Raw genomic sequence first — 13,858 nt, forward strand, 5'->3', positions numbered from 1 at the left:
TACCGACTGTGAATTGAAACAAGGGATAAGGTAAAATAGAAAGCGCTTATTTGAGGCGGGAATGAAATCTCAAATAAGCGCTTTTTCTATACGCTGCCGCCAAGTCAGGCTGCGGGCAGTTTATAATATTTCGATGTATGCTGGCGGTAGAGCAGCAGCAATCCGCGGATGCAGAGCTCGATAGCCATGGCGATCCACATGCCGCGCAGGCCGAGCGGGGTGATGAGAAGCACCGCGAGACCGAGGCGGATGACCCAGATGCTGCCAAGGTTCAGAAGGCTTGGCACAAACGTATCGCCTGTTCCGCGGAGGGCTCCGGCGGCAACGATGGAAGCGCCGAAAAACGGCTCGGCGAGCAGTTCGATGCGGAGTACCTCGGCGGCAAACGAGCGCACCTGCGGGTCAGGAGTCAGAATGCTAAAGACGAACGGACAGAAGATCATCATCAGACCTCCAGTGATGGCCATCAGGACTGCGCCCATGGCAATGCAGATATTTCCGTAGCGTTTCGCCAGCTTGTAATTTCCGGCGCCGTAGCTTCTGCCGACGAGCGTTGTCGCGGCGGAACCGATGCCGTAGCCTGGCATGTAGCAGAGGCCTTCGGCGGTGACGGCGAACGAATTGGCCGCAATCGCAATGGAGCCGAGCGGGGCAATCAGCATGGTGGCAGCAACCATGGCGCTGTTCATCGCGATTTCCTGTACGGCAACCGGCACACCAATTTTGAATGCAGTTTTCAGAATTTTCGTATCAAAAACCGTTTTTTCCTTCCGGCGGAGACGCAGCCGCGGATTGCGGACACAACAGAACCAGGCACCCGTGAGGCTGATGACGGCGCAGGCCAGCATCGTTCCCATACCGGCACCCATGACACCGAAAACCGGAATCAAAAGAGCATTGAAAATGATATCGAGCACGCACATGACGGCATTTAAAATACTGGGCGTCACCATATCACCGCTGCACTGCAGGAAGGACGACATCAGCGAGTTGAGCTGGGAAAACGGAAGCATGATGGCAAACATCATAAAATAGAGCGTGGCATTCCGCCGGATCTCCTGCGCACCGCCGAGCCACCCCGGCAGCGGATGACTGATCAGAAGCCCGATCAGGCACAAAACAGCCGACACAACAAGCGCGGACGCGATGCCATGCCGCACAACATCCCTTGCCTTCTTGTCATGATTTCCCCCGATCTGATGCGCTACCTGAACAGAAAAACCGGCTGAAACCGCATAAATCGTACCGCTGAGGAGCCACGTCGTCGACGAAACCAGTCCGATCGCCGCCGAAGCATTCGCCCCAAGCGCGCCGACCATCGCGGAATCAATGTATTGCATCGCAATCGTAGTAATCTGTGTAAGAATCGCAGGCAGACTTAATCGCCCGACCTGCTGAATCTGCGGTTTCAGTTCAGTCCAGTTTATTCTATTCATCATTTTCTCCAGAACATGTATTTTATCGTATGGTTTTTCTTAAGAATGTAAAGATAAATGCGTATTTTACGCTAACATGTTTTGAAGAAAGTGTCAATCAAAAACGAGGTTTAATTTGACTTTTTTCTATGCGTATTAGGCATAGGGGCGGAGAGGATTCGAATTTAATTTTCCGGCGGAAGGTTGTTCTTCACAGCGGGGTTCGCCTGGGTCGTGTTGGTTGCAGTCGGCAGGGAATCTGTCGGGGCGACCGGGCTCATGAGGACGCGGCCGGTTCCGCGGTAGACGTTGACGAGGCCTTCACCGCTGACGGCGGAGCCGACGAGGGTTTTGGTGGAGCGCTCTACGGTGAAATCAAGGTTGGAGGACCAGCAGACGGCGAGGTTTCCATCGATTTTCAGTTCGTCGTTTTCGAGTTCGACTTCGATCAGCTCGTCCTCAGGTACGTTGCTTTCGAGGGCAACGGCGCCTCTGCCGACGAGGCTCAGATTGAAGAAGCCTTCGCCGCCGAGGACAGCGGAGGAAATGCTCTTGCGGGCGGTCAGTTTGGTTTTGACTCTGCCGTCGCAGGCGAGGAACATGCCGTCCTCAATCGTCATTCCGGAGGAGCCCCATTTCTCGACATCCACAAGAATGATGTATTTGTAGGTCGGTTCCAGCACGAGATATCCGTCGCCGACGTACTCCGGTTTTACGGCAGATTCCTTTGTCATGGCGCCTTTGATGGCCTTTCCGAACAGGTCGCCGATCCCTTTGATTCCGGCGGTCGCCTGTACATGGCCGCCCATCCACTGCATCGCACCGGACTGGATAATCGCGGAGTGCTCCTTGTCCAGTTCAATGACAACCTGGCGGCGGCGCACATTCATTTTGCTCATGTAATACTCCTCCATGGCAGTCATCGGCGAGACGCTGGAATCCTGGAGATATTCCATGACGTGGAAATTTTCGATGGACTTGGTGAATTTCCGGTTTTCGTTTTCGAGATTTAAAATTTTCATAGGCACGTTCCTTTCTTTCATTAAGAAGAAAAATAGTGATCCGTCTTGTTTCTTTTATTATACAGGAAAGAAAGCAAAGAGCACAGAAAAATTTAGAAAAAAAGGAAATCTGGAAATCATGTTGTCCATTTTTCAGCGGAGTGATAAGATAAAGTTCAGAAAACGCAAGCAGTACGGTCAGAGGAGGAATTTATTATGAGTACAATTACTGTCAGAGATGCAAAAATAGAGGATGCCGCACGCATTCTGGAGATTTATGCTTATTATGTAGAATACACCGTCATTTCTTTCGAGTGGGACGTGCCGTCTCTGGAAGAATTTGAGAACCGCATGCGTGATATCATGAAAAAATATCCATACCTCGTCATCGAGCAGGATGGAAAAATCGAAGGTTATGCATACGCACATGCCTTTGTCGGCCGCGCCGCATACGACTGGTCGAGCGAGCTGACCATTTATCTCGATCACAATGCAAGAAAAGGAGGCCTTGGCCGGAGACTGTATGAAGAGCTGGCGGACCGCCTGAAAAAAATGGGCATTCTGAACCTCTACGCCTGCATCGGCTATCCGCAGGTCGAGGATGAATATCTGACGAAAAACAGCGCCGAGTTCCATGCGCATCTCGGATTCGAACTCGTGGGAACCTTCCACAACTGCGGCTACAAATTCGACCGCTGGTACGATATGGTCTGGATGGAAAAAATCATCGGCGAGCCGCACGCGGGACAGCCGGCAGTAAAATCATATAGTGAGATAAAAGAATGAGCACAATAACAACGTATACAAGAAAACATTTTGACCCTGTGCATCCCGCTCCGGAACTGCTCTGTGTGGAGGATTTTGCGCATGCGCTGCCGATGATCTGCCGCGGAAACGGCCATGTGACGACGTTCTGGTCAGTGGGAGAGCACTGCATCTGCTGTGCGAAAGAGGCGGCCGCGCGCGGCTATTCCCGGCGGCTGGTGCTGGCGTGCCTTCTGCATGACGCGAGCGAGTGTTACATGTCGGACGTGCCGCGGCCATTAAAACAGGAAATGCCGCGGTACCGCGAGATCGAGGACCATCTGCTTTCGGTGATTTATGAGAAATATCTTGGCAGTGATCTGACGGCGGAGGAGCAGCGGATGATGAAACAGATCGACAATGATCTGCTGTGGTACGATCTGACAAATCTGCTGGAGGAACCGCAGGCGGGGGATGCGCCGAAACTTCACATCACGCTGGACTACACGGTGCGGCCGTTTGCTGCAGTGGAGAAAGAATATCTGGAATTATTTGAACAGTATCAGTATCGGGAGACGGGCGATGAGAGAAGATAAAAACGAGAACCGCTGGGACAGATTGCTTCAGATCCACACAATGGGGCGGGACGACAGCCGGTCGGATCTGTACCGGTATCCGTATGAGCCGACCCCATACTGCGCGCTGGAGCGGATGGCAAACACAGGGATGATCCGAAAGGGAAATACGCTGCTCGATTACGGATGCGGAAAGGGCCGCGTGGATTTCTTCTTATCGGCGCAGACCCGGTGCCGGTCCATCGGTGTGGAGTATGATGACCGGATTTATGCGAAGGCAATGGAAAACAAAAAGGCGGCGGCCTCTGGTGCGCGGACGGAGTTTGTGCTGGAGAGCGCCGAAAATTTTCCCGTTCCTGTGGAAGTGGACCGGGTGTATTTTTTTAACCCGTTTTCGCTTGAAATCTTAAGAAAAGCGATGGCAAGACTGCTGGAATCGTACTACGAAAATCCGCGGGAGATCCAGCTGTTTTTCTATTACCCGTCGGATGCTTATATCTCGTATCTGATGACGGTGCCGGAACTGGAATTTCTCGATGAGATCGACTGTATGGATCTGTTTCCGGGCGGGGACAGCCGGGAGCGGGTTGTGATTTTTACGATTCAGGAATAAAAAGTTTTGTAACAGCAAAAACCGTGTGGAATACAAAAAAGCATGAATTATATTTGACGAAAGGGCGTTTTTATGAAATATCAGGTAATGCGAATTGAGGAAGACCTTGATTTCGGCTGTGAGGAGCGCGGTGCCGACGAGCCTGTCATGGCAGTTGTTGTTTTGAAAGATGAAAACGGAACAGAATCGCGCATCCGCCAGGAGGATCAGATGCTGTATGATTGGAACATCGAGGAGGGCGACACCGTTATTCTGAATGAAAACGGCGAATTGCGAAAAGTACTCTCCGGTGATTGGACGCAGAATTGCAATTCGAAAAATGTAGATACGACAAAATTCGTCAACATGATGCAGGTTGTCAAAGCCGGAAAACAGATCGACTGGATCTGCCCGTTCTGCGGCGGAAAAGTAGAACGACTGGAGCAGGAAGGCGGAAAAACCGTGATCGGATGCACATCGTGCGATATGCGGATTCAAATAGAAAATTAAACGATTTCGGCCTTTAAGGCCGAAAGAGAAAGGAAACACAAATGGTAAAACCAATTATGAGAGACGTTCTCTTCCTCGGACAGAAATCCATCCCGGCGACAGAGGAAGATCTGCAGGTGGGAAGAGATCTGCAGGACACACTGGCAGCAAACCGCGAGGCATGCGTCGGCATGGCGGCAAATATGATCGGCGTGAAAAAACGCATCATCATCGTAAACGCCGGATTCCGCGACATCATCATGTTCAACCCGGTGATAGTCCGCAAAAGCGGCCCCTACGAAACAGAAGAAGGTTGCCTCTCCCTGCCAGGCGTGCGGAAAACAAAGCGGTACCAGAACATCGAAATCGAATACTACGACTGGAACTGGAAAAAACAACGCCAGAAATTCACCGGCTGGCCAGCCCAGATCTGCCAGCATGAGATGGATCATCTGGAAGGGATACTTATTTAGATCCTACAGCAGACAGGAGGACAGTATGACAGACAGAGAATGAATGGTAAAAGGAATCATTTACAACCCGAATGTGGAAGAGCTGGCCAAAGAGCAGTCCGGCTATATGGAGCGTCTGTGGAAGTTCAACCAGCTGAAGCCGTCAGAGGGAGACAAGAAAGTCAAATAAATCAGGACAAATTTCGAAAATATAAAATTTTTGTAAAATAATGTCGAAAAAACGATTGACAAGTGGCGAAAAGAAACATATGATAATACCTGTCAATATACATATTCGGCAATAGAGGCGCGAAGGCTAAGAGTAGCTGTCCTGAGACAACGGGGTCTGGGACGGGCAGGGAAAGGAGCATTCGCCGAAACGGGGCAGTTCCCGAAAAACTGTCTGTGTTGGGGTACAGTCGAACAGGCTGTGCACTCTCACCGTACTGGTGGAGGAGCTATTGCTTCATGAACGTAGATTTAATGGAGCAGTGGTGAAGACCGCTGCTCTTTTTATTGTACTGCAGTTGGAACCGTGACAAAAGGTTCCAGGGGTGGAAATCTGTTTGGTTGGAGAACGAAAGACGAAACGGGTGTTACAGGATACGTCTGAAGAAAACTGTTGCCGGAAAAGAAAAAAGGGAGGATTTTGACATGATAGCATTTCTTAACTGGCTGGACGGTGTCCTTTGGGGCGTGCCGCTGATCGCGCTGATGATTCTGACCGGTCTGTACTTTACCGTTCGTTCTGGATTTTTCCAGTTCCGTCACTTTGGCTGGATTATGAAGAGAACCGGCGGAAAACTGTTCCAGAAAGAAGACAAAGCAAGTGAAGGAAAGGGTATGCTTTCCTCGTTTGAGGCGATTTCGACCGCTATCGGCGGTACCGTAGGATTCGGTAATATCGCCGGTGTTGCAACTGCAGTTGCAGCAGGCGGCCCGGGAGCCATTATGTGGATGTGGCTTTCGTCTCTGCTTGGTATGATATTAAAACAGGTTGAGGTTACCCTCGGCTGCTACTACCGTCACACCAACGAAAAAGGTGAGTACTACGGCGGTCCGACTTACTACATGGAGTGCGGACTTGGCGAGGAGCGCCACTGGGGCAAGCTGTGGCTGATCCCGGCGCTCATCTTCGGCATCGGTATTTTCTCCACCTTCTTCGTAACCTCTTCCAACCTGACCGCATCTCAGGTCGTAGCCGGTGCGTTCGGTATTGAGAATATCAATCTTGGAAGCTTCAAAGTAGAAGGCGTTATCGTGATGGGCGTTCTGCTCTGCATTCTGACCTATGTCGTTACAAGCGGCGGTACGAAGAAAATCGCAAGTCTGTTCAGCAAGCTCGTTCCATTTATGAGCGTTCTTTATATCTTGATGGGAATTGGCATGATCATCATCAACATCAACCGCGTTCCTGGCGTATTTGCAGCCATCGTAACAAACGCATTTACCGGAACAGCAGCGATCGGCGGTTTTGCCGGCTGCGCAGTCAGCGAGATTATCCGTGTGGGTATGGCGCGTTCCGTATACTCCAATGAGGCTGGATGGGGTACTTCTCCAATGATCCATGCTTCCGCAAAAACACCGCATCCGGTAGAGCAGGGTCTGTGGGGATCTTTCGAGGTATTCTTTGATACCATGGTTATCTGTACGATCACCGCACTTTCCGTTATCTTAAGCGGAAACTGGACCGACGGAACGAACGGCGGAACACTTGCTTTAAGTGCATTTGCAAGCGGATTCGGCAAATTTGGAAGCATCCTTCTGGCAGTCATCATGGTCATTTTCACTGTAACGACTTCCGGCGGATGGTTCACCTACTATCTGGCAATTCTGGAGCATCTGTATAAAAAAGAAGGCAAGATGAAAGATATCGTCATGAAAATCTTCTACGCAGTCCGCGCTCTGCCGGGCGTACTGTGGACGATCTATCTGGTAAAGACCAACAACCAGGGCTTTATCTGGACTGTCGTTGATATCACATCTGCGATCCCGACCTTCGTCAACGTAGCAGTGATCCTGATTCTCTCGAACCAGTATTTCAAACTGCTGAAAGACTACAAAGCAAGAAACTTCGGCCAGGGCACGGTAGACAAGAACGCCTGCCTGTTCTACGAAGAGAAAACGAAATAAAAAATATTCAAAAGCGAATCCAGACACGCATGAGAATGGCGTGTCTGAATTTGTATATTGCGCAAATGGGCAGAAAAGAATAGAATCAAATTTAGATGACAGTAGGAGGATAATGATATGAAAACAATTTACAAAAACGGAGCTGTCTACACTGGAAAACTGCCGCTTGTCGAAGCGTTTGCAGTAGAAGACGGCAAATTTGTTTTCGCCGGAAGCAGCGCAGAGGCAGATGCCCTTGCAGCAGCCGGCGACAAAGTTGTAGACCTCGGCGGAAAATTCGTCTGCAGCGGTTTTAACGACAGCCATATGCACCTTTTAAATTACGGAAGCTCCCTGCTGAAAGCGCAGCTTGCCGCACATACCGAAAGCCTGGAAGATATGCTCGCCTGCCTCGACACCTTCCAGAAAGAGCATCCGCGAAAAGACGGCGCATGGCTGATGGGCCGCGGCTGGAATCAGGATTACTTCACGGACGTGGACCGCATGCCGAACCGCTACGATCTTGACCGCGTATCAACCGAAGTTCCGATCTGCGCGACGAGAGCGTGCGGCCACTGCCTCGTAGTCAACAGCAAAGCGCTGGAACTCCTCGGCATCACCGCAGATACCCCGCAGCCGGAGGGCGGAGAGATCGGTATGGAAAACGGTGAGCCGGACGGAAGATTCTTCGACAATGCAATGGAACCGGTTTACGACAGCATTCCGGTGCCGAGCAAAGAGGAAATCAAAGATATGATCCGCAGCGCCTGCAAAGCCCTGAACAGCTACGGCGTCACCAGCAGCCAGAGTGATGATTACTGCGTTTACCGCGCCGTTCCGTGGCAGACCGTCAACGAAGCATACAAAGAACTCGAGGATTCCGGCGAGCTGACCGTCCGCGTTTACGAGCAGAGCAACTTTACCGATCTGGAATCCTTAAAAGGTTTCGTTGAGGCTGGAAATGTGACCGGCATCGGCACAGACCGCTTTAAAATCGGACCGCTGAAAATGCTCGGCGACGGCGCACTCGGTGCGAGAACAGCATTCCTCAGTCGCCCATACGCAGACGACCCGTCCACCTGCGGAATCCCGGTATTCACCCAGGAAACCATGGATGAGATGATCGGCTACGCCAATGCACACGGCATGCAGGCTGCAGTTCACACGATCGGTGATGCGTGCCTCGACCGCGTGTTAAGTGCCTATGAAAAAGCCCTTGCTGAAAACCCGAGAGAAGATCACCGCCACGGCATCGTGCACTGCCAGATCACAAGAGCCGATCAGCTTGAAAAAATCGCGAAAATGCATCTTCACGTTTACGCACAGAGCATCTTCCTCGATTACGATAACCATATCGTAGAGGAGCGCGTCGGCAAAGAGCTTGCGAGCACAAGCTACAGCTGGAAGACGCTGATGAATAACGGCGTCTCCGTCAGCAACGGAACTGACTGCCCGGTAGAGCTGCCGGATGCCCTCGCCTGCATGCAGTGCGCTGTCACAAGAACAACGCTGCGCGACCATGTCGGCCCGTACCTGCCGGATCAGAAATTCACCGTACAGGAAGCACTCGACAGTTACACGATCCGCAGTGCCGAGGCAAGTTTCGAGGAGAACGTGAAAGGCCAGATCGCAGAAGGCATGATGGCAGACTTCGTCGTACTGGGTCAGAATCCGTTTGAGGTGGATGAGAGCACGATCAAAGACATTCCGGTGTGCCGGACGTATCTTGCTGGTGAACTGGTATATGAAGCATAAAGATATAACTCAAATGAGCGATAAATGTCAAATGAAAATTCATACAATGAAGGGAAAAACGTGAAATAAGATAACCTGGAAATAGTATGGAATAAAGGCAGAAACAGAGGAGAACCTCCTGCGGCGATAAACGGTCGCAGGAGGTTCTTTTTTGATCCTGATAGGACCATACGGTCGTAAAAGAATCGAACAAATGGTTGCATAAAAGGGCGGGAATGTGCTATGATAAAGGAAATTTTACGAAAGGAAAAAACAGACAAATGCTTGGAAGAACACATTTTTTTATTGGAACAGCAGCGGCACTTGCTGTTTTACAGCCGCAGACGGTTCCCGCGCTTGTGGCCGGTGCCGGGGCTGCCGCGATCGGCGGTTTGATCAGTGACATTGATGTCGGCACTTCACAGGCGCACCGCGATGCCGATAAGATTATTACGGCAACAGTTGCAGTTGCGGTGCTCACAATTCTTGCGGAGTATAAACTGAATCTTGGAATTTACCGCCGCCTCACAAGCGACAGCAGCGTGCTGCGTCTCCTCACCGGAACGGCAGCATTTTTGCTGATCTGCGCCTATGGGAAACAGCAGCCGCACCGCTCCTTCATGCATTCATTTGCGGCGCTGGCATTGCTGACGGCGTGCGTGGACATCATCTACCCGGATGCGTCCGCTTATTTTGCCGTGGGCTTTCTGTCCCATCTGGTGCTCGATTTTTTCAACCGGAAACCGGAAAAGCTGTTCTGGCCCTGGAAGAAGGGATTCTGCCTCGGATTCTGCTCAGCACGGGGACTTGTGAACCGCGCACTGCTCGGGTGCGGCATGGTATCTCTTGCTGTAGTACTGGTGCTCTCGGCGCCTGCAGGGCGGCTGATGGCTAAAATCATGCGGGCAATTTACGGATGAGATGGGATTGACAAAAAGATAACAAGACAAAAGAAGAAAAAGCAGGAATTTTTCGGTGTTAAAGTTAATATTTTATACATTTTATAGTAGGATTTTTGATTAAAATGATGTAAAATAGAAAACAGAAATCCGGCGTCCGTAATTGTTTTTGAAATGAACGAACAGGGAACCGCCGGCCCGTTACCGCAGCCGATTGCGGAGCGCAGCGCAACCGACAACAGAGATTAGAGCACAACAGGCAATACAGGAGTTAGTATGAACGAAGAAATGAAAAACCAAACAGAACAGTTACCGCTTTTAAAAGTACACATGATGGGAAGTTTTTTCCTGGAGTACGGCGACCAGCCGATTTCCTTCCGGAAAACAATGGCAACAAAATCGATGAGACTTCTGCAGATTTTCCTCTATAACAAGGACAATGGAATTTCCAGAGGAAGACTGTTGGAGAGCACATACGGAAGAGAAGATGTGGCGGACGCGGCAAACAGCCTGCGTGTCGGCGTACATCGCCTGAAAAGAAGCCTTGTCGAGGCAGGACTTCCGCAGTTTGAGTACATTTATACACAGAAAGGCGTTTACCACTGGACCAGCCCGATGCCGGTCGAGGTAGATGCGATTGATATCAAAAATAAGATCCTGGAAGCAGGAAAAGAGACGGACGAGAAAGCGCGCATGGATCAGATGATCGAAGCACTGGAGCTGTACACCGGAGAGTTCCTTGCAGATTTCGGCGAGGAAGAGTGGGTACAGGCGGAGCGCGCGCAGCTGAAAAAAGTATATTCCGATGCACTGAAAGAAGTAAGTGAGTATCTTCTGAAAAACGAGGAGTTCGATGAGCTGCAGAAACTGACTTCTGTTGCTTCCGAACTGTATCCGTTCGACGAGTGGCAGGCAGTCCAGATGCAGGCGCTGATCGGCCTGGAGAGATACAAAGAGGCCATGAAACTGTACGAGCAGACCTCGAAACATTACTTTGAAGAGCTTGGCGTTACACCGAGCGAGAAACTGGTGGAGCAGTACCGCTATCTGGGAAGCCGCATGGGCAGCAGACACCGCGTGATCGAAGAGGTACAGGCAGATCTTCAGGAGAGCCCGGGAGAAAAGGGCGGAGCATTCTTCTGTTCCCTCGCCGGATTCCGTGACTGCTACCGACTTGTTTACCGTATGTCCGAGCTGAACGGACAGATGCCGTGGCTGATGCTGTGCACCATTACAGACGGAAAAGGTTACCCGGCAAAAGGCGGTCCGCGCCTTGACCGTATGTCCGAAAAGCTGCTTGAGGTAATGAAACGCAGCCTGCGTCATTCCGATTTCTTTGCAAAATACAGCCCGTCCCAGTATGTGATTCTGCTGCAGGGCGGCAGCCAGAGAGGATGCGAACTCGTCTACAAGAGAATCAGCGAGCGCTTCTCCGAGGAGAAAAAAGGCTGGGCAAAGAATCTGAAATACAGTGCACTGCCGGCAATTCAGACCGAAAAAGAGCTTGAGTTCTTAGAAGGAGACGATGTTTTATGATTCGCGTACAGCTGCCTGGAAGATTCCGCATGTACGATGAAACACGCTGCCTCAACGAGGAAGCGATTCATTCCCCGATGATCACAAAGCTGCTGGTTTATATGATCTGCAACAAAAACCATATCGTAACACTGGAACAGTTAACCGAAGCACTCTGGACGGATGAGAAGAGTGAAAATCCGTACGGAGCACTGAAAAATATGATGTACCGTCTGCGCGGAACGCTGCGGAAGGTATGGCCGGTTAAGAGAGGATCATGCCTGCTATATGAAGGCTGTCATGGAACTGACGAAAAGCCTGGAGCACCGCAGACCGCAAAGGAAAAGTACAGGTTCTCAGTGATCTAAAAGAGCTTTATCAGGAACCAAGAGAATTAGAAAAAATAAATTAATTTTTAAGTTGACAGCAGACTAAACAAATAGTAACTTTAAGCTGTGATGAAACGAGCTTAAATCCAGAAAAAGTCTGCTGTCTTAAGTTAAATAAAGTACAACAGACAGGGAGGATAACAAACATGAGTTACAGAGAAGTATATGAAAAATGGTGCAATGATCCATATTTTGATGAGGCATCCAGAGAAGAGCTGAAAGCACTCGAAGGAAATGAGGCAGAAATCGAAGACCGTTTCTACCGTCAGCTTGAGTTCGGTACCGGCGGACTCCGCGGTGTCATCGGAGCGGGTACCAACCGCATGAACATCTACACCGTACGCCAGGCAACCCAGGGCCTTGCCAACTACATCATTTCCCAGAACGGACAGGAAAAAGGCGTAGCCATCGCACACGATTCCAGAAGAATGTCTCCGGAATTCGCACGCGAAGCAGCACTCTGCCTGAATGCAAACGGAATCAAAACGTATCTGTTCGAGTCCCTGCGTCCGACACCGGAGCTTTCTTTTGCTGTCCGTGAATTCGGCTGCATTTCCGGTATCGTCATTACCGCAAGCCACAACCCGAGAGAGTACAACGGATACAAAGTATACTGGGAGGACGGCGCACAGATTACACCGCCGCACGACAAAAACATTCTCGCAGAGGTAGCAAAAGTAACCGAGTTTTCTGCCGTTAAAACGATGGAAGAAGATGATGCAAGAGCAGAAGGCCTGTTCCAGGTCATCGGAACCGATTTTGATGACCGTTACGTCGGAAAATTAAAAGAGCAGAGCATTCATCCGGAAATCATCAAAGATGCGGCAAAAGATATAAAGATCGTCTACACACCGCTTCACGGAACCGGAAATGTGCCGGTACGCCGCGTTCTGCGCGAGCTTGGCTTTAATCAGGTTTACGTTGTAAAAGAGCAGAAAGTGCCGGACGGAAACTTCCCGACGGTGGCTTACCCGAACCCGGAAGACGAGAAAGCATGGACACTGGCGCTGAAACTGGCAAAAGAAGTAGACGCTGACATCATCCTTGCAACCGACCCTGACGCAGATCGTCTCGGCGTTTATGCAAAAGACAGCAAGACCGGCGAGTACGTAAGCTTCACCGGAAACATGTCCGGTATGCTGATCGCAGAGTATATTCTGCGTGAGCGCACCAAGAACGGAACCATGCCGGAGAACCCGGCACTCGTTGAGACGATTGTTACGACCGATATGGCAAAAGCAATCGCAAAAGCTTATAACGTGGCACTGATCGAGGTTCTGACCGGATTCAAATACATCGGCGAGCAGATCAAATTTTTTGAGCAGAGCGGTGCACACAATTATGTATTTGGTCTGGAAGAGAGCTATGGCTGCCTGGCCGGAACATATGCAAGAGATAAAGATGCCTGCGTGGCAGTTATGATGCTCTGCGAGGTTGCTGCATACTACAAACAGCAGGGCAAAACACTGTGGGATGCCATGGTGGATATGTACGAGGAGTACGGCTACTACAAAGAGGGTCTTGCAACGATGACCTTAAAAGGTATCGACGGTGCAAAAGAGATCCAGACCATGATGACCAACTTCCGTGAGAACCCGCCAAAAGAGCTGGGCGGTTTCCAGGTTCTTGCCGTACGCGATTACAAAGCAGACGTACGAGTGGATCTCGTAAGCGGAGAGAAGAGCGCGACCGGACTTCCGTCCTCCAACGTTCTTTACTATGAGCTGGAAAACAACGCATGGTGCTGTGTGCGCCCATCCGGTACTGAGCCGAAGATCAAATTCTATTTCGGCGTAAAAGGCACATCCCTTGAAGATGCAGCCGAGAAACTGGAAAAATTAAAAAATGCAATGGTAACTGCTTAAACGCTGTGTGATATAGAAACAAAAAAAGGCCTCAGCCCGGCGGGTGAGGTCTTTTTGTACAAAAATCGGCCCGGCG

14 protein-coding genes and 1 riboswitch are annotated in these 13,858 nt (G+C 50.5%); of the genes, 12 read left to right on the forward strand and 2 right to left on the reverse strand.

All coding sequences use genetic code 11. The annotated features are described in order from the left end of the window. Positions 1-104: 104 nt before the first annotated feature. A complete protein-coding gene (locus tag DW642_RS13590) occupies positions 105-1,436 on the reverse strand; it encodes an MATE family efflux transporter (protein ID WP_242991195.1) in 1,332 nt (443 codons plus the stop codon). A gap of 164 nt (positions 1,437-1,600) precedes the next feature. Next, a complete protein-coding gene (locus DW642_RS13595) occupies positions 1,601-2,437 on the reverse strand; it encodes an AIM24 family protein (protein ID WP_117510515.1) in 837 nt (278 codons plus the stop codon). Between the two features lie 195 nt (positions 2,438-2,632). Between DW642_RS13595 and DW642_RS13600 the strand changes: the two genes are divergently transcribed. The 12 genes from DW642_RS13600 to DW642_RS13655 all read left to right on the forward strand — a co-directional run bounded on the left by DW642_RS13600 (position 2,633) and on the right by DW642_RS13655 (position 13,782). Then, positions 2,633-3,202, forward strand: a complete 570-nt coding sequence (locus DW642_RS13600) for a GNAT family N-acetyltransferase (RefSeq protein ID WP_117510517.1) — start codon at positions 2,633-2,635, stop codon at positions 3,200-3,202. Beyond that, positions 3,199-3,756 (forward strand): hypothetical protein, encoded by a 558-nt coding sequence (locus DW642_RS13605; RefSeq protein WP_117510519.1) that lies wholly within the window; start codon positions 3,199-3,201, stop codon positions 3,754-3,756. Before DW642_RS13600 ends, DW642_RS13605 begins: the two co-directional genes overlap by 4 nt. Beyond that, positions 3,743-4,348, forward strand: a complete 606-nt coding sequence (locus DW642_RS13610) for a class I SAM-dependent methyltransferase (RefSeq protein ID WP_117510521.1) — start codon at positions 3,743-3,745, stop codon at positions 4,346-4,348. The genes DW642_RS13605 and DW642_RS13610 overlap by 14 nt, the downstream gene beginning before the upstream one ends. Positions 4,349-4,420: 72 nt before the next feature. Further along, positions 4,421-4,837 (forward strand): hypothetical protein, encoded by a 417-nt coding sequence (locus DW642_RS16030; protein ID WP_173815935.1) that lies wholly within the window; start codon positions 4,421-4,423, stop codon positions 4,835-4,837. Positions 4,838-4,878: 41 nt separating this feature from the next. Continuing rightward, on the forward strand, positions 4,879-5,289 hold the full coding sequence (locus DW642_RS13620) for a peptide deformylase (RefSeq protein WP_022461821.1): 411 nt from the start codon (positions 4,879-4,881) through the stop codon (positions 5,287-5,289). Between the two features lie 43 nt (positions 5,290-5,332). After that, a complete protein-coding gene (locus DW642_RS13625) occupies positions 5,333-5,458 on the forward strand; it encodes a maltose acetyltransferase domain-containing protein (protein ID WP_117510523.1) in 126 nt (41 codons plus the stop codon). Positions 5,459-5,562: 104 nt separating this feature from the next. Continuing rightward, a riboswitch (Lysine riboswitch) is annotated at positions 5,563-5,737 on the forward strand. Between the two features lie 185 nt (positions 5,738-5,922). Next, entirely contained in the window at positions 5,923-7,401 is a 1,479-nt protein-coding gene (locus tag DW642_RS13630) for an alanine/glycine:cation symporter family protein (protein ID WP_117510525.1), read from the forward strand. A 117-nt stretch (positions 7,402-7,518) separates the two neighbouring features. Continuing rightward, complete coding sequence (locus tag DW642_RS13635; protein WP_117510527.1) at positions 7,519-9,135, forward strand: amidohydrolase; 1,617 nt, start codon at positions 7,519-7,521, stop codon at positions 9,133-9,135. A 260-nt stretch (positions 9,136-9,395) separates the two neighbouring features. Next, positions 9,396-10,034: a metal-dependent hydrolase gene (locus tag DW642_RS13640; protein WP_070103710.1), complete on the forward strand. Its 639-nt coding sequence runs from the start codon at positions 9,396-9,398 to the stop codon at positions 10,032-10,034. 255 nt (positions 10,035-10,289) lie between these two features. Next, entirely contained in the window at positions 10,290-11,549 is a 1,260-nt protein-coding gene (locus DW642_RS13645; protein ID WP_055266837.1) for an AfsR/SARP family transcriptional regulator, read from the forward strand. Next, positions 11,546-11,896, forward strand: a complete 351-nt coding sequence (locus tag DW642_RS13650) for a helix-turn-helix domain-containing protein (RefSeq protein ID WP_055266839.1) — start codon at positions 11,546-11,548, stop codon at positions 11,894-11,896. Before DW642_RS13645 ends, DW642_RS13650 begins: the two co-directional genes overlap by 4 nt. A gap of 167 nt (positions 11,897-12,063) precedes the next feature. Then, positions 12,064-13,782: a phospho-sugar mutase gene (locus tag DW642_RS13655; RefSeq protein ID WP_117510529.1), complete on the forward strand. Its 1,719-nt coding sequence runs from the start codon at positions 12,064-12,066 to the stop codon at positions 13,780-13,782. Positions 13,783-13,858 lie beyond the last annotated feature (76 nt).

It is taken from the genome of Blautia sp. AM23-13AC (assembly GCF_003435675.1).
GTDB lineage: Bacteria > Bacillota > Clostridia > Lachnospirales > Lachnospiraceae > Fusicatenibacter > Fusicatenibacter saccharivorans.